We start from the raw sequence: 15233 nt of genomic DNA, 5'->3' as shown, positions 1-15233 counted from the left end.
AGAGTGACATGGATCAGTCCACCGTCACCACCGGGTGCCACCTCAGGGGGGAATCACGTTGCCGACACCACACCGCCGACTGCCCCGTCGGCTGATCCAGCTGTACATGGGTCTCACCCTGTACGGCGCCAGTTCGGCCCTCCTCCTCTCGGTGGACCTCGGTTTGGAGCCCTGGGGCGTGTTCCACCAGGGCCTGTCGGAGCTGACAGGTCTGACGATCGGCGTGGTGACCACCGTCATCGGTGCAGTCGTCCTGCTGCTGTGGATCCCCCTGCGCCAGCGCCCGGGCCTCGGCACGGTCTCCAACGTGCTGGTGATCGGTGTCGCGATGGACGGCACCCTCGCCGTCCTCCCCGAGGTGCACGCCACGGCCGTCCGCGTGCCGCTGATGGTGGCGGCCATCGTCCTCAACGGATTGGCGACCGGGCTCTACATAGCGGCCGCTTTCGGCCCGGGCCCGCGCGACGGCCTGATGACGGGTCTGCACCGGCGCACGGGCCGCTCCATCCGGTTGATCCGCACGGCCCTCGAACTGGCGGTGGTGACCACGGGCTTCCTCCTGGGCGGCACCGTGGGCGTCGGCACGCTGCTGTACGCGCTGGCGATCGGACCGCTCGCCCAGGTCTTCCTGCGCGTGTTCGCCGTCGAGCGGGCATCCGGCGGCAGCACGGTCGTTGCCACAGGTCAACCGAAGAGGGACATACTGCGGCAGTGAGCACGCGCATACGCCACCCGTACCTGGATCATCCGGGCCCCATCCCCTTCGCCCACCGCGGCGGCGCGGCAGACGGCCTGGAGAACACCGAGGCCGCTTTCCGCCGCGCGGTGGAGGCCGGCTACCGGTACATCGAGACCGATGTGCACACCACCGCCGACGGAAGGCTCGTCGCGTTCCACGACGCGACCCTGGACCGGGTGACGGACGGAGCGGGCCGGATCGCCGACCTGCCCTGGGCCGACGTACGGCAGGCGCGCGTGGCGGGCCGCGAACCCGTGCCCCTCTTCGAGGAGCTGCTGGAGACGTTCCCCGACGTGCGCTGGAACGTCGACATGAAGGCGGAGTCCTCGCTGCTGCCGCTGCTCGACCTGATCCGGCGCACCGACTGCTGGGACCGGATCTGCGTCGGCTCGTTCAACGAGGCCCGGGTGGCCCGTGCCCAGCGACTGGCCGGCCCGCGTCTGGCCACGTCGTACGGCACCAAGGGAGTCCTCGGCCTGCGGCTGCGCTCCTGGGGCTTCCCGGCGGCCCTGCGCCGGTCGGCGGTGTGCGCGCAGGTCCCGCAGGCCCAGTCCGGCATCCCGGTGGTCGATCACCGCTTCATACAGGAGGCCCACGCGCGCGGGCTCCAGGTCCATGTGTGGACGGTCAACGACGCGGTGGCGATGCACCGGCTCCTGGACCTGGGAGTCGATGGCATCATGACCGATCACATCGGAACGCTGCGCGACGTGCTCAAGGACCGGGGGACCTGGACCTGACCACCTGAAGGGCGGCGCCAGAGCCGACACGGCCGACAGGTCACGAACAGCGAGGGGGCACGGGTGGGCACCGACACCGTGCGGGCGCAGGGGCAGGACGACCACGATGCCGCCGCCGAGCGGCGGCGCGAGCAGCACGGCTGGTACTTCTACGACTGGGCGTGCTCGGTCTACTCGACGAGCGTGCTGACCGTGTTCATGGGCCCGTATCTGACGTCGGTCGCCGAGTCGGCGGCGGATGCGGACGGTTTCGTGCACCCGCTCGGGATCCCGGTGCGCGCGGGGTCGTTCTTCGCGTACTCCGTGTCCGCGTCCGTGATCCTGGCGGTCCTCGTGATGCCGCTCGCGGGGGCGGCGGCCGACCGGACGGGCCGCAAGAAGCCGTTGCTGGCCGCCTCCGCCTATCTGGGGGCCGCGGCCACCACGGGCATGTTCTTCCTGGACGGCGACCGCTATCTCCTCGGGGGCCTCCTGCTGATCGTCGCCAACGCCTCGGTGGCCGTGTCGATGGTGCTGTACAACGCGTACCTGCCGCAGATCGCCGCCCCCGAGGAGCGGGACGCCGTCTCGTCCCGGGGCTGGGCGTTCGGCTACGCCTCGGGCGGCCTCGTCCTGCTGCTGAACTTGGTGCTGTTCACGGCCCACGACTCCTTCGGTGTGTCCGAATCCACAGCGGTCCGCATCTGCCTGGCGTCGGCGGGTCTGTGGTGGGGCGCCTTCACCCTCGTCCCCCTCAAGCGGCTCAGGGACCGGGCCGCGGCGCCGGCGGATGCGGCGGGGCACGGGTGGCGGCAACTCGCGGCCACGTTCAAGGACATGCGGCGGCATCCGCTGACGCTCGCTTTCCTGCTGGCGTACCTCGTCTACAACGACGGCATCCAGACGGTGATCTCCCAGGCCTCGGTCTACGGCTCCGAGGAGCTGGAGCTCAGCCAGTCGACGCTGATCGTGGCGGTGCTGCTGGTCCAGGTGCTCGCCGTGGTCGGGGCGCTCGGCATGGGGCGGCTCGCGGCGGTGTACGGCGCGAAACGCACCATTCTCGGCTCGCTGGTCGCCTGGACCGTGACCATCGGGGCCGGGTTCTTCCTGCCGGCCGGGTCTTCCGCGGGGTTCTTCGTGCTGGCGGCGGGGATCGGGCTGGTGCTCGGCGGCAGCCAGGCGCTCTCCCGCTCCCTCTTCTCGCATCTCGTCCCACGCGGCAAGGAGGCCGAGTACTTCTCCGCCTACGAGACGAGCGACCGGGGAATGAGCTGGCTCGGCCCCCTCCTCTTCGGGCTCACGTACCAGCTGACCGGCAGTTATCGGGACGCGATCATCTCGCTGGTGGTGTTCTTCGTGATCGGTTTCGCGCTGCTGGCGAGGGTTCCGGTACGGCGGGCCGTCGAGGAGGCGGGCAACCCGGTACCGGACCGGATTTAGCACCGAGCGGCAAAGGGGGGTAGTGTACGCCTTTGGCCTGCCAGGCGTACCGTTACTGCGCGTCAAAGAAGCCGAAACGCTGGGTGACATCTGCTGTCAGATGTGACAAACCGGGCGCCGGTGGGTACGACATTGGTCGACAAGGCTGCGGCTACGACGGCGACGCATGACCCGGAACGGGACTCGGAACGGGAATCTTTACCGCCGACCGGACGTTGACCGGATGACGACGACAGCGACACCTGTCCTGTGGGCGACAAGCCCGGGAGGCACGATTCATGAGTGAGCGAGCTCTTCGCGGCACGCGCCTCGTGGTGACCAGCTACGAGACGGACCGCGGCATCGACCTGGCCCCGCGCCAGGCCGTGGAGTACGCATGCGAGAAGGGCCACCGATTCGAGATGCCCTTCTCGGTCGAGGCGGAGATTCCGCCGGAGTGGGAGTGCAAGGTCTGCGGGGCCCAGGCACTCCTGGTGGATGGCGACGGCCCCGAGGAGAAGAAGGCCAAGCCGGCGCGTACGCACTGGGACATGCTCATGGAGCGGCGCACCCGTGAGGAACTCGAAGAGGTCCTCGAGGAGCGCCTGGCCGTTCTCCGTTCCGGCGCCATGAACATCGCTGTTCATCCGAGGGACAGCCGGAAGTCCGCGTAGTTCCTCCGGGGGCTGGGCGGCAGACAGAGCACCACAGCACCAGGGCGCACAGCAAGCACAAGACCGCGGGGCGGCACACCGTATGCACGGTGTCCCGCCCCGCGGTGTGCGATATGTGGACGGCTGCGCTTCACATCAGTTACGCGACCACGTGACCTCTGTCACGGTGCCAGGTGACCTCGGTCACCTGGCAGGTTGCCTCGGTCACGGTTCCAGGTGACCTCCGTCACGGTGTCAGGGGCCGACGCGGGCCCGGGTCCGGTCCGTCGGACGCCGGGTCGTCGTCCCGGATGACCTCGCCCTGGACGACCTTGCCGTCCGGGCGGTGGATACGGGCCTGTTGGAAGGCGTCCCCGAAGCCGCCGGGGGTGGCCGCCCGGATCCTGCGCTCGAAGGCCCGCTCCGCGGAACGGCTCAGCACGCGCTGCAGCGGCGGAACCAGCAGCAGCAGCCCGAGGGCGTCCGAGACCAGGCCCGGCAGCATCAGCAGCAGACCGCCGAGCATCATCAGGCCGTTGCCCTCGGTGCCGCCGCCCGTCGGCGCGGTGCCGCTCTGTTGCTGTTGCAGTGCCTCGGTGAGATTGCGGAAGGCCCGGCGGCCGGCGCGCTTGATGACCACGCCGCCGAGCACGATCCCGGCGAGGATCAGCAGGAGGACGGTGCCGCCGCCCGCGGCGCCCGCGACCACGGTGAGCAGCCAGATCTCCAGGACCAGCCAGGCGGCGATGCCCAACGGCAGGAACGTGCCCAGGCGGGAGCGTCTCGGTTTCCGGGCGGGGTAGCCGGGTGTGGCGCCAGTCGTCATGCCCCCAGTGTGCCCGCACCGGGCTCAGTGCGGGATAAGCCCCTGATCAGCGCGGACCGTGCACTACCGGTGGGCGGGTCAGGACAACGGGCCCCGTCGTCCCAGCACCTTGCCGACCCGCTCCCCGACCCCCCATGTGGTCACCCGCCACAGCGCCTCGACGAGGATGTCGCGACTCATCTTGGAGTCGCCCAGTTCCCGCTCGACGAAGGTGATCGGGACCTCGACCACGTGGTATCCGGCCCTGATGGCACGACGGGCCAGGTCGACCTGGAAGCAGTAGCCCTGCGAGGCGACCTCCGCGAGTCCGAGGCCCTCGAGGGTCTCGCGGCGGAAGGCACGGTAGCCGCCGGTCACGTCACGGATCGGCACATCGAGGAGCACGCGCGAGTAGAGGCTGCCGCCGCGGGAGATGAACTCGCGGGACCTGGGCCAGTTCACGACCCGGCCGCCGGGCACCCAGCGGGAGCCCAGCACGAGGTCGGCGCCCCTGAGCGCGGTCAGCAGCCGGGGCAGTTCCTCCGGCTGGTGGGAACCGTCCGCGTCCATCTCGATCAGCACGCCGTAGCCCTGTTCGAGCCCCCAGGCGAACCCGGCGAGATACGCGGCGCCGAGTCCTTCCTTGCCCTTGCGGTGCAACACCTGGACGTGCTCGTCATCGGCCGCGAGTTCGTCGGCCAGCTTGCCGGTGCCGTCGGGGCTGTTGTCGTCGGCGATCAGCACGTGCGCCTCGGGCACGGCGGTCCGCACCCGGCCGACGATGGACTTGATGTTCTCCGCCTCGTTGTAGGTCGGGATGATCACCAAGGCCGTGCCGAGCGGACCGAACTGCCTCCCCTGGGCCTTCGCCTCGAGGGTTCCGTCGCCGTCGTTCACTGCTGCCCCTTCACGTCCGTACGCAGGGGTCCACCTTAGTGGCCGCTGCCTGCGCCATTGTTGCGGCGCGTGCCAGTTGAGCATGCCGATTCCGCAAGAGTCGGCCAAGCGGGCAAGAACCCGGTGAGAGCCGTCGGTACGCGGAAGGAAGTCTCGGCGAATGCGCCACCGAACGGTCCCGGCCGATCACGGATCGGGGCCCGGCGCCCTTCGGGCCGACCTGGGACCCGCTGGCTGCGGATCGACCGAAAGCCGTTGTCTACTGAACGCCTGGGCCCCACCCGGTCACACCTTCCCCCGGCTCGTGGCTTCTCCCCCGCTCAGTTCTCCCCCACTCTCGACAAGGCTCGAGCGGGAGGGACTCCCGGAGCAGAGGGATCCTCCTTGAGCAGGGAGGTACCCCCATCCGGCCGGAACGTTCCCTCGCCCCCGTGGCGCGGGAGCTGGGCCTGGCTCCCAGCGGTGGTGCACCGGTGTGCGGCACACCGCCCCTGACCCAGCGGCGATCGGCGACAGCGCGGGCGTTCTCCGGTCGGCCGTCCGGTGGTGGACCCGGCCGAACCTACCGGCCCCCCGCCGCTCACTGTCAACACCCGTTTGACCTGCGGGTTTTCTCAGCAATGCCTGGTCAGCGGGGAGGATGCGCAGGTCGCACCGGGCCGTGGTGGGCCCCGGCCCGGGCCGCGCCACCCCCGGACATCACTCGCCCGGCCGTACGAACACGGTGTGCCCGTCGACGACCGTGCGCAGGCAGAGCGGGAGCGGTGCGCCGGGGGTCAGGTCGGGCAGCCCGGGGGTGCCGGAGCGCGGGTCGGTGGACCAGCGGGCGACCCGGTCGTCGGGGGCCTGGACGACCAGCGCCTCGGTGCGCCACACGGCGTAGTCGGCGGGTGTCCCGGGGACCAGTACGCCCGCGTCGTCCCGGCCGATCGCCCGCCAGCCGCCCCGCGTATGCGCCGTGAACGCGGCGCGCACGGACACCCGGTGCTCCGGCGTGCGGTGGAAGGCCGCGGCGCGCACGGTGCCCCACGGGTCGAGCGGGGTGACCGGGCTGTCGGAGCCGAAGGCGAGAGGGACACCGGCGCGCAGCAGGCCCGCGAACGGGTTGAGCGTACGGGCCCGTTCGGCGCCCAGCCGCCGCGCGTACATGCCGTCCTCCCCTCCCCACAGCGCGTCGAAGGCGGGCTGGACGGAGGCGGTGAGGCCCAGTTCGGCGAAGCCGGCGATCGTCTCGGGGGTGAGCATCTCGGCGTGTTCTACGCGGTGCCGGGCGGCGCGGATCCGCGGCAGGCCGACCTTCTCCGCGGCGGCGCGGACACCCTCGACGACGGTGGTCACGGCGGCGTCGCCGATGGCGTGGAAGCCGGCCTGCAGACCCGCCTCCGTGCAGGCGACGACATGGGCGGCCACGGCCGCGGTGTCCAGGTAGGCCGTGCCGGTGTGAGAGGCGTCGGCGTACGGCCGGTGCAGGCAGGCGGTGTGCGAGCCGAGGGCGCCGTCGACGAAGAGGTCGCCCGCGGCGCCGGACGCGCCCAGCGCCCGCGCCCTCGCCACGCCGTCCTCGGCCTGTTCGGCCCAGTAGCCGACGACCCGTGGACCGGGTTCGGATGCGGCGAGCCGCAGCAGTCCCGTGAAGTCGCCCTCGGAGGAGATGTCGGGTCCCGCGCACTCGTGCACGGAGCCGATGCCGAGGGAGGCCGCGTGCGCGAGCGCGGCGCGCTGCGCGGTCGTGCGCTGTCCGGGGGTGACGGCGGCGTGCGCGGCGGCGCGTACGGCGTGGTGGGCATCGCGGGTGAGCGGGCCGTCGGTGTAGCCGGGGAGATCGGTGACGCCGGGGACCAGATCGAGCAAGGCGGTGGTGACGACCGCCGAGTGGACGTCGATACGGGTGAGGTAGAGCGGGCGGCCGCCGGTGGCCTCGTCGAGTTCGGCGCGGGTGGGCGGGCGCCCGTCGGGCCAGCGGGCGGCGTCCCAGCCGTGACCGAGCAGGACGCGGTCGGCCGGGTGGGAGCCGGCGTGTTCCCGTACCAGGGTGAGGGCCTCCGCCAGGGAGCGGGCGGCCGACAGGTCGAGGCCGGTCAGGGCGAGGCCGGTGGCCGTGGTGTGCACATGGGCGTCGGTGAAGGCGGGGGTGACGAGGGCACCGTCCAGGTCCACGATCTCCTCGACGCCGTCCGCGAAGGAGTCGGCCGCCCCCTCCGAACCGACCCACGCGATGCGTCCTCTTTCCACGATCATCGCGGTGGCGAAGGGATCGGCGGGACTGTGGACCTCCCCTCGGCGCAGCAGCACGGTGCCTGGGGTCTCGGGGCTCTCACTCATGTGCACAGTTTCCCGTGCGGGACCGGGGGCTCCTCACCTGGGTCCGCACGGCCCGGGCTCGGGCGCGCGAGCCCGGAACCCACGCTCGCGCGGGTCGGTACCACCGGCGCGGGACGGTGCCGCCCGGCGCGGGACAGCCGCGCCCGTCCTCAGAGGCGCGGGACGGTCACCCGTGTCAGATCCGCGGCGGCCGCGCCTCGTACGGCGTCGACAGAACCACCGTCGTCCGCGTCGAGACCCCGGCCAGAGTGCGCAGCCGGGCCAGGAGCTCCTCGAGTTCGTGCGGTGTCGACACGCGGACCTTGAGGATGTAGTTCTCGTCGCCCGCCACGCTGTGGCAGGCCTCGATCTCGGGGACGCCGGCCAGGCGTTCGGCGATGTCGTCCGGGGCGCTGGGGTCGAACGGTTTGACCGAGATGAACGCGGTCAGGGGCAGCCCCACGGCCTCGGGGTCGACGACGGCGGCATAGCCGCGGATGACGCCCCGCTGCTCCAGCCGGCGCACCCGCTGGTGCACGGCCGACGTGGACAGGCCCGTGGCCTTGCCCAGGTCGGTGTAGCTCATCCGCCCGTCCGCGACGAGCAGCTGCACGATTTGTCGGTCCAGCTCCTCCATGACGCAAGAACCTACAGTGCCCTTGATCCCTCCGGATAGCTCAGCGGCGCTGGTCATACCCTGTTTGTGATGTGGCTGCCGGGTTTTCGCGGGGGCCTTTGTCGTGGCGTGTCGGGCGCCCGGACACCTGCATGCGGCATGTGACGAACGCCACAGTGCTCGAACAGGGTTCGTGATGTCGTCGTGATTACCGCCGCGACGACGCGGGAAGTGCTTGCTGTGGCCGAGGCCACGGTGCCTGGCCGGCCCAGCCCGAGGGGGAGAACCCAATGCAGAGTCTCAAGCGCCCTGGTCGCGTCACGTCCAAGCGACGGCAGCCCGTCGTCGAGCTCGCTCCGGAGGGCGTCGAACCGGACGCCCTTGACGACGAGGAGCACGACGCGTACGACACGTTCGAGATGTACCGGGTGATCTGCCCGGACTGCGCGCAGTCGATCGCGCTCCTGGCGGACGAGGCGTTCCTGCCCGAGCACGCGCTGTGCGCCTCGCCGTGGAACCCGTTCGGGCTCACGGTCTGCCCGGGCACGGGCCGCGCGGCGACCGACGCCCGCCCTGCCGACGAGGCTCTTCAGCTCCAGGAGCAGGACAACGCCGTCGTGCTGACGCTGCCTCAGGGGCTCGACTGGCGGATGCAGCCCTTCTCCCACGTCGGCGGCCCGGGTTCGCGCCCCCTGCGGATCCCCGCGATCCGTCGCCAGGCCGTCCGCGCGAGCCGCCCCAGCCGCCAGGCCGCGTGAACCGACTCCGCCGCCAGGCAGCGTGAACCGATACCGTTGTCCGGCCGCGTGACCCGATACCGCCGTCAGGCCGGCTGACCGCCGAGCGGTTCAGCCCCCTGAACTTCTGGACGCCCGTTGAGTCTCCGGACGGCCTCCGGGCCCCGAAGTCTGTGGATCCGCGGAGACCGTGGACCTCCAGAGACTCCGGAGACTGCCGGTCTGCGAAGACCGTCCGCCCCGAAGACCGGGGTGAGATCCGGGTCGATCCTGGCAACCGCCCTGCACCACGGCCCGTACGCCGTCGTGGTGCGGGTCCGGTGTGACCGGGCCACCGCCCGGAGCAGACCACGAACTGACGGTCGATTCACAACCGGGGTGACCTGTCGCCGCATCAGCGCGTTGCCCCGGTATGACCCTTACGTACGCGACCACCGGGCAGTTGTTCCGGCCCTTCGCAGAATCGGTTCCGCCACCCCGCCAGCAGTTGGCCCGTCCGTATCTGGACCCTCCGATCTACCGGGCCCTCATGCGCGTCTGGGCCGAACGCGGCAGGACCCTGCCGGGCCGTCACGACCCGGAATGGGCCCGGCTGACGGCGCCGCCGGTCGGGGTCGGCACGATCAGCGCGAGTCGGGACCCACGAGGTGACGGGCGATGACCATCCGCTGGATCTGATTGGTGCCCTCGACGATCTGCAGCGCCTTGGCCTCGCGCATATAGCGCTCGACGGGGAAGTCCGCCGTGTAGCCGTAGCCGCCGAGCATCTGCACGGCGTCGGTGGTGACCCTCATGGCGGTGTCGGTGCACAGCACCTTGGCCATGGCCGCCTGTTCGACGAACGGTCGGCGCGCGTCGCGCGACCGGGCCGCGGCGAGATACAGCGCGCGGCCCGCCGCGATCTGTGTGGCCATGTCGGCGAGCATGAACCGCAGTCCCTGGAAGTGGGCGATGGGCCGCCCGAACTGCTCGCGTCCGGTGGCGTAGCCGACCGCCTCTTCCAGTGCCGCCTGGGCGACCCCGATCGCGCACGCCGCGATGCCGAGCCGCCCGGAGTCCAGCGCCGAGAGCGCGATCGCGAAGCCCTGCCCCTCCTCGCCGATGCGCCGGTCGTCGGCGACCCGCACACCGTCAAAGGTGACTTGCGCCGTGGGCGAGCCCTTCAGTCCCATCTTCCTCTCGGGTGGTGCGGCGTTCAGCCCCTCCGCGTCCCCGGGCACCAGGAACGCGGTGATGCCGCGGGGCCCCTCGTCGCCGGTGCGGGCGAAGACGGTGTAGAAGTCGGCGATCCCGCCGTGTGTGGTCCAGGCCTTGGTACCGGTGATCATCCAGTGGTCGCCGTCCCGTACCGCTCTCGTGCGCAGGGATGCGGCATCCGATCCCGAGGCGGGTTCGGACAGGCAGTAGGCGCCGAGCAGTCCGCCGCCGAGCATGCCCGGCAGCCGTAGCGCCCGCTGCTCCTCGGTGCCGTAGTGGGCGAGCGCATGGCAGGAGAGCGTGTGCACGCTGACACCCAGGCCGACGGTCAGCCGGGCCGCGGCCAGCTCTTCGAGGACCTGGAGGTAGATCTCGTACGGCTGGTCGCCGCCACCGAGGGCGGAGCCGTACGGGAGGCCGAGCAGTCCCGCCTCGGAGAGCAGACGGAACAGTTCCCGGGGGAAGCGGCCGGCGTCCTCCTCCTCGGCGGCCCGCGGGGCGATCTCCCGCCGCGCGAGTTCACGGACGAGTGAGAACAGGTCCCGGGTCTCGGGCGTGAGCGGCTCACGGTCCACCGGCCGTGGGGCGCGGTGCATGACGGCTCCCTTCCGGAAGCCTCTCGCGCGAAAAGCTCCCTTCCGAGGGTGGCGCTGTGAGTATGCCCGCTCGGCGGGCGGAGCGCGCGCCGGATTGGTACGAACCATTGACCGCTGTGGTCTAGTCCTCCTACAGTTCCGGCAGGCACCCCTCCGTGTTCATGCCAAGTGCACAGCCTTGTCGCAAGCGCAGCCCTGCCAGGAGCGGACACGGAGGGGCGCAGCAGGTCGACGGCACCACTCCCCCACTCTCCCTCCCCCACGAGGAGACACGATGCTCAGACCGCACCGCCTCCGAGGTCTCGTCGCCGCCGTCTGTTGCGCCGTCCTCGGCGCCGGACTCCTCGCCGGCGCCGGCACTGCCGCGGCGGCACCCACACCGCGCGAGGCGACCGCGGCGGCACCCGCACCGCGCGAGGCGGCCGCCGCCTCCAAGGTCGTCGGCTACTTCACCGAATGGGGCGTCTACCAGCGCAATTACCACGTCAACAACATCCGGACGTCGGGTTCCGCAGCCAAGCTGACCCACATCAACTACGCCTTCGGCAACGTCACCGGAGGCAAGTGCGCGATGGGCGACGCCTACGCGGCCACCGACAAGGCGTACACCGCGGACCAGTCGGTCGACGGCGTCGCGGACACCTGGGACCAGCCACTGCGCGGCAACTTCAACCAGTTGCGCAAGCTGAAGAAGCTGTACCCGAACCTCAAGGTGCTGTGGTCCTTCGGCGGCTGGAGCTGGTCGGCCGGTTTCGGTGAGGCGGCACGGAACCCCGCCGCGTTCGCCCAGTCCTGCTACGACCTGGTGGAGAACTCCAAGTGGGCGGACGTCTTCGACGGCATCGACATCGACTGGGAGTACCCCAACGCCTGCGGTGCCACCTGTGACACCAGCGGGCGGGCGGCGTACCGGAACCTGATGGCCGCCGTGCGCGCCAAGTTCGGCTCGTCCGCCCTGGTCACCGCGGCGATCCCGGCCGACGCGACGAGCGGCGGAAAGATCGACGCGGCGGACTACGCGGGCGCCGCCCGGTACGTCGACTGGTACAACCCGATGACGTACGACTTCTTCGGCGCCTGGGACGCGGCCGGCCCGACGGCCCCGCACTCGCCCCTGACCTCGTACTCCGGAATCCCCAAGGCGGAGTGGAACAGCTCGGCCACCATCGCCAAGCTCAAGGGCCTGGGCATCCCGGCGTCCAAGCTGCTGCTCGGGATCGGCTTCTACGGGCGCGGCTGGACCGGTGTCACCCAGACAGCACCCGGCGGCACCGCGACCGGCCCGGCCGCCGGGACGTACGAACAGGGCATCGAGGACTACAAGGTACTGAAGACGAAGTGCCCGGCCACCGGCACCGTCGGCGGGACGGCGTACGCCAAGTGCGGCTCCAACTGGTGGAGTTACGACACCCCGTCGACCATCGCCGGGAAGATGACCTACAAGAACCAGCAGGGGCTGGGCGGCACCTTCTTCTGGGAACTGAGCGGCGACACCACGAACGGCGAGCTGATCCGGGCGATCAACTAGCGCCCCGGCAGGCACCGTTCGCCCGTCGCGCAAACGTTGCCTGCCGGAGCACTAGCGCCGTTCCCCAGGACCTTGGGGTGGGGGACGCCGGACCCCCACCCCAAGCTCGGAACCGGTCGCACCGACGCGCCGCGCGGGACCCGCGGGCCCCGGGTGGCGCGTGCGTTGCGGGCCTGTCCGCTCCGGGCCTGTCCGCTCCAGACCCGTCCGCTCCGATTCCAGACGCCGGGTGCCGACCGGCCCCGGCTCCCCGCGCGGCGGTACCGGGAAGTCCGGCTCGAACTCCTCGATGGTCCGCAGCGTCATCCGCAGCGTGCGCGCCAGCAGCCTCCGGACGGTGTCACGGGGCGGGTCCTGGTGGCCGATCCAGTCCAGCGTGATCCCCTCGACACTGCACAGCCAGCCGAGCAGTGCCAGCCGCGCCACCGCGGGTATCCCGTTCGGGTTCTCTCCCCCGCGGTCCGGGCCGCCCGGCCCGAAGACCGGGGAACCCCAGGCTCCCTCCGCGATCGCCCCGATGATCGCCTCGCGCACTCCTTCCCGGATGGCGTGCACCTCGGCGTCGAAGCCGACGCCGCCGGTGATGATCGTGCGGTAGGCGGCCTGGTGGTGCTCGGCATACCGCAGATAGCCGTCGATGGTGCGGTGCACCCGTTCGTGGGGCGGGAGTTCGGTGCTGCCGGCGGCACGGGAGACCAACTCGTCGACGGAGTCCTCGATGATCGCCAGGTAGTAGCCGCGCTTGGACTTGAAGTAGTAGTAGATCAGCCCCTTGGCGACCCGCGCTTGCTTGGCGATGTCGTCCATCGAGAGCGCGTCGTAGGAGGTGTCCGTGAACAACTTCCGTCCGATGGCGATGAGTTCGGCGCGGCGCGCCAGGGATCGGTCGGTGCCGCGCGACTGCGGGCGGCCGACCCCACGCTGTTGACCACTGCTCAATTCCGGACCAACTCTGCTGCCGTGTGGGGGACACCGGTAGTATGTCAGCCGCAACTGAGGGAGGGTCAGAACAAGCCACGGCCCCAGCGGCGCAGAAGGATCACAGCCATCCGGCCCGGGTGACGAACATCGCGAGGACGACGACGAGGGTCCAGCCCAGGAGATGCTCCAGGATCCGGTGGCCGCGGTCGTCGTCGGGGCCGCCGGTACGTGCTCGGACACGGGCGCCGATGGCGGAGATCGTGGTCATGCCTCGCTCACAGTCGTCTCGCAGTGGACTCCCCCGCCGCTTCGACCACTTTGCCACGACATGCTCGGACGTGGACGAGAGCTTGGTCACGCCGGACAAACCCGCGCCAATCCCGGACGTACTTGGTCAAGGTGAACGAATTTGCATCAATCCGGATGAACAGGGGTCAAGGCGGAGGGATCGCAGCGAAGGACGGCCCCCTCGGAGGAGAGCGAAGGACGGCCCCCCTCGGAGGAGAGGGGCCGTCCTTTTCCCGGGCTCAGCGGATGCCCACCGCCGCCAGCGCAGCGCGCTGACGCGCGGAGGGCTGAGCCGGGAAGTACAGGTAGCAGACGCCTCCGGTGCCGGAGACGATCTTGCCGCTCGCGTTGTACCTCTTGGTCCGGAGCCAGATGGTCTCCCATTCGCGACGGTTGTAAACGCGGCGGACCGCATCGTTATTGGGTGAAGCGGGATCGTTGGCGATTACGTCACCCTCGGCGGTGAAGCCGATGACGGTCATGAGATGGCCGGAAGTGCCGTAACCGGCCCCGGTCAGTTCGGTCTTGAGGAACGACTGGGACGTTATGGCGGGGATCCCGGCGGCGATCAGCGTCTCCAGGTCGGCGAGCGAGCCGAGCCGGGTGACCACACCCTGGAGGTCCCGGTACGTGGCCGCGTAGGCGGAGTTGAACGGCCAGTTGCCACAGCCGCCGTACTGGTAGTCGTAGGTGAAGCGGGCCGCGTGGCACACCTGCGGGTCGGCGTAGGCGGGGTTCACCCAGGACAGGTCCGCGGCGGTGGGCCGCCGGCCCCAGTACTCGATGATCATCTGCGAGGAGGTGGGGCTGCACCAGGCCTCTCCGCCGTTGTCGTACTCCGGGTACTGGCCGATGTGGATCTCCTGCGAGTAGCGCGGGACGACGAGTTCCCGGGCCAGTCGTGGCGTGGAGGCCGGAACGGTGAAGCGGTCCGGGATGTCGGAGCCCATCGCACCGAGCCGCCAGACCCTGGGCGTGGCCGCACTGCCGGGCCGGCGGTGGAGCGTCAGCCGCAGCCGGTACGAGACGAGGCGCAGCCCCGAGGCCGGATCACTGATGGCGAAGGTGTCGGTCCAGATGTCGCTCTTGCCGTCCGACTGGTCGTCGACCGAGGTCCGCTTGATGTCCTCGTCGCCGGAGGCCCAGCGGCCCATCACGTACCACGGGGTTTCCGTGCCGTCGGAGTAGGTGCCGCGCAGATCGACCTGCAGCCAGGTGCCGGGCGGGGTGTGCGCGTTCCAGGAGGCGATGACCTCGGCCGCGGGGACCCTGAGCCGGTGCACCGGGGAGGTCCAGCGGGCGTACTCCCAGGTGGCGGTGGTTCCGGTGTGCGGATCGGAGTATTCGGTGGTGCCGGCCGGTCTGCCGATCACCAGGCCGGGGCGGAGCGCCGCCACCGCACGGGTGCCCTCGGCGCTGCCGGAACGCCAGTCGGCGTACGAGGTCCATGCACGGTTGTCCACGGGGTGGGGAACGGCTTTCCGCGAGGGACCGGTGGCTCGCCCCGCGGCGCTCGCGGCGGCCGTTCCGGTCGGGCCGACGACGGTACCGGTGCCGCCGGCGGCGGCTGTGCCCGTGCTCGCGGCGGCGGTCCCGGTGGTGCCGGCCGCCGCGACGGTGATCGCGGCGGCCAGCACGGTTCTGCGGGACGGCGGTTGTGCTCTGGTCATGAGCGGGTGACCCCCATTAGTCCGGAAGGATCTTCAGGCGCGCGTTGTGGGGCAACTATGGACGCCGGAGCGGGACTTCTGCCAGCACCCCGGGCCCGCACACGCCCACCGATATTGGTTGGGACCATTGATGTGAACCTGACCTGG

General features: G+C 70.8%; 13 protein-coding genes and 1 pseudogene. 6 read left to right on the top strand and 8 right to left on the bottom strand.

Features of this window, described 5'->3' with window-relative positions; all coding sequences use genetic code 11:
• The first annotated feature begins 58 nt into the window (after positions 1-58).
• From yczE to EF387_RS22860, 4 genes are all read left to right on the top strand, one after another.
• The gene (gene yczE, locus EF387_RS22875) at positions 59-715 is read left to right on the top strand and encodes a membrane protein YczE (protein WP_476691249.1); all 657 of its coding nucleotides are present in this window, start codon (positions 59-61) and stop codon (positions 713-715) included.
• Complete coding sequence (locus EF387_RS22870) at positions 712-1479, top strand: glycerophosphodiester phosphodiesterase family protein (protein ID WP_128378457.1); 768 nt, start codon at positions 712-714, stop codon at positions 1477-1479. The genes yczE and EF387_RS22870 overlap by 4 nt, the downstream gene beginning before the upstream one ends.
• Positions 1480-1542: 63 nt before the next feature.
• On the top strand, positions 1543-2898 hold the full coding sequence (locus tag EF387_RS22865) for an MFS transporter (protein WP_128378456.1): 1356 nt from the start codon (positions 1543-1545) through the stop codon (positions 2896-2898).
• Positions 2899-3176: 278 nt separating this feature from the next.
• Positions 3177-3551 (top strand): RNA polymerase-binding protein RbpA, encoded by a 375-nt coding sequence (locus tag EF387_RS22860; protein ID WP_003977404.1) that lies wholly within the window; start codon positions 3177-3179, stop codon positions 3549-3551.
• 226 nt (positions 3552-3777) lie between these two features.
• Here the strand turns inward: EF387_RS22860 and fxsA are convergent, their stop codons facing one another.
• The 4 genes from fxsA to EF387_RS22840 all read right to left on the bottom strand — a co-directional run bounded on the left by fxsA (position 3778) and on the right by EF387_RS22840 (position 8170).
• Positions 3778-4356: an FxsA family membrane protein gene (gene fxsA, locus EF387_RS22855; protein ID WP_128378455.1), complete on the bottom strand. Its 579-nt coding sequence runs from the start codon at positions 4354-4356 to the stop codon at positions 3778-3780.
• A gap of 78 nt (positions 4357-4434) precedes the next feature.
• Positions 4435-5232, bottom strand: coding sequence for a polyprenol monophosphomannose synthase (locus EF387_RS22850; RefSeq protein ID WP_128378454.1), 798 nt, complete (start codon positions 5230-5232; stop codon positions 4435-4437).
• A gap of 699 nt (positions 5233-5931) precedes the next feature.
• The gene (locus EF387_RS22845) at positions 5932-7554 is read right to left on the bottom strand and encodes an amidohydrolase (RefSeq protein WP_128378453.1); all 1623 of its coding nucleotides are present in this window, start codon (positions 7552-7554) and stop codon (positions 5932-5934) included.
• A 175-nt stretch (positions 7555-7729) separates the two neighbouring features.
• On the bottom strand, positions 7730-8170 hold the full coding sequence (locus tag EF387_RS22840) for an Lrp/AsnC family transcriptional regulator (protein ID WP_128378452.1): 441 nt from the start codon (positions 8168-8170) through the stop codon (positions 7730-7732).
• 269 nt (positions 8171-8439) lie between these two features.
• On the opposite strand from EF387_RS22840, the gene EF387_RS22835 reads away from it, so the two are divergent.
• Entirely contained in the window at positions 8440-8907 is a 468-nt protein-coding gene (locus EF387_RS22835; RefSeq protein ID WP_128378451.1) for a hypothetical protein, read from the top strand.
• A 602-nt stretch (positions 8908-9509) separates the two neighbouring features.
• Here EF387_RS22835 and EF387_RS22825 read toward each other — a convergent pair.
• Positions 9510-10679: an acyl-CoA dehydrogenase family protein gene (locus tag EF387_RS22825; RefSeq protein ID WP_128378449.1), complete on the bottom strand. Its 1170-nt coding sequence runs from the start codon at positions 10677-10679 to the stop codon at positions 9510-9512.
• A gap of 274 nt (positions 10680-10953) precedes the next feature.
• On the opposite strand from EF387_RS22825, the gene EF387_RS22820 reads away from it, so the two are divergent.
• The gene (locus EF387_RS22820) at positions 10954-12207 is read left to right on the top strand and encodes a glycoside hydrolase family 18 protein (RefSeq protein WP_128378448.1); all 1254 of its coding nucleotides are present in this window, start codon (positions 10954-10956) and stop codon (positions 12205-12207) included.
• A gap of 255 nt (positions 12208-12462) precedes the next feature.
• Here EF387_RS22820 and EF387_RS22815 read toward each other — a convergent pair.
• The 3 genes and pseudogenes from EF387_RS22815 to EF387_RS22805 all read right to left on the bottom strand — a co-directional run.
• Positions 12463-13146 (bottom strand): annotated as a pseudogene (locus EF387_RS22815) (TetR/AcrR family transcriptional regulator); the annotation flags it as partial.
• 100 nt (positions 13147-13246) lie between these two features.
• On the bottom strand, positions 13247-13396 hold the full coding sequence (locus EF387_RS22810) for an SCO1431 family membrane protein (protein WP_128378446.1): 150 nt from the start codon (positions 13394-13396) through the stop codon (positions 13247-13249).
• A 259-nt stretch (positions 13397-13655) separates the two neighbouring features.
• A complete protein-coding gene (locus EF387_RS22805; RefSeq protein WP_128378445.1) occupies positions 13656-15086 on the bottom strand; it encodes a peptidase C39 family protein in 1431 nt (476 codons plus the stop codon).
• Positions 15087-15233 lie beyond the last annotated feature (147 nt).

Origin of the sequence: Streptomyces cavernae, assembly GCF_004023625.1 — a bacterium.
GTDB classification, from domain to species: Bacteria; Actinomycetota; Actinomycetes; order Streptomycetales; family Streptomycetaceae; genus Streptomyces; species Streptomyces cavernae.
This window is presented reverse-complemented; position numbering and strand designations above follow the sequence as displayed.

What these genes read in the sequence shown, in the direction of transcription:
- EF387_RS22860 (WP_003977404.1), top strand. Translation starts at nt 3,177, where the DNA reads ATGAGTGAGCGAGCTCTTCGCGGCACGCGCCTCGTGGTGACCAGCTAC.
- fxsA (WP_128378455.1), bottom strand. Translation starts at nt 4,356, where the DNA reads ATGACGACTGGCGCCACACCCGGCTACCCCGCCCGGAAACCGAGACGC.
- EF387_RS22845 (WP_128378453.1), bottom strand. Translation starts at nt 7,554, where the DNA reads ATGAGTGAGAGCCCCGAGACCCCAGGCACCGTGCTGCTGCGCCGAGGG.
- EF387_RS22840 (WP_128378452.1), bottom strand. Translation starts at nt 8,170, where the DNA reads ATGGAGGAGCTGGACCGACAAATCGTGCAGCTGCTCGTCGCGGACGGG.
- EF387_RS22835 (WP_128378451.1), top strand. Translation starts at nt 8,440, where the DNA reads ATGCAGAGTCTCAAGCGCCCTGGTCGCGTCACGTCCAAGCGACGGCAG.
- EF387_RS22825 (WP_128378449.1), bottom strand. Translation starts at nt 10,679, where the DNA reads ATGCACCGCGCCCCACGGCCGGTGGACCGTGAGCCGCTCACGCCCGAG.
- EF387_RS22820 (WP_128378448.1), top strand. Translation starts at nt 10,954, where the DNA reads ATGCTCAGACCGCACCGCCTCCGAGGTCTCGTCGCCGCCGTCTGTTGC.
- EF387_RS22810 (WP_128378446.1), bottom strand. Translation starts at nt 13,396, where the DNA reads ATGACCACGATCTCCGCCATCGGCGCCCGTGTCCGAGCACGTACCGGC.
- EF387_RS22805 (WP_128378445.1), bottom strand. Translation starts at nt 15,086, where the DNA reads ATGACCAGAGCACAACCGCCGTCCCGCAGAACCGTGCTGGCCGCCGCG.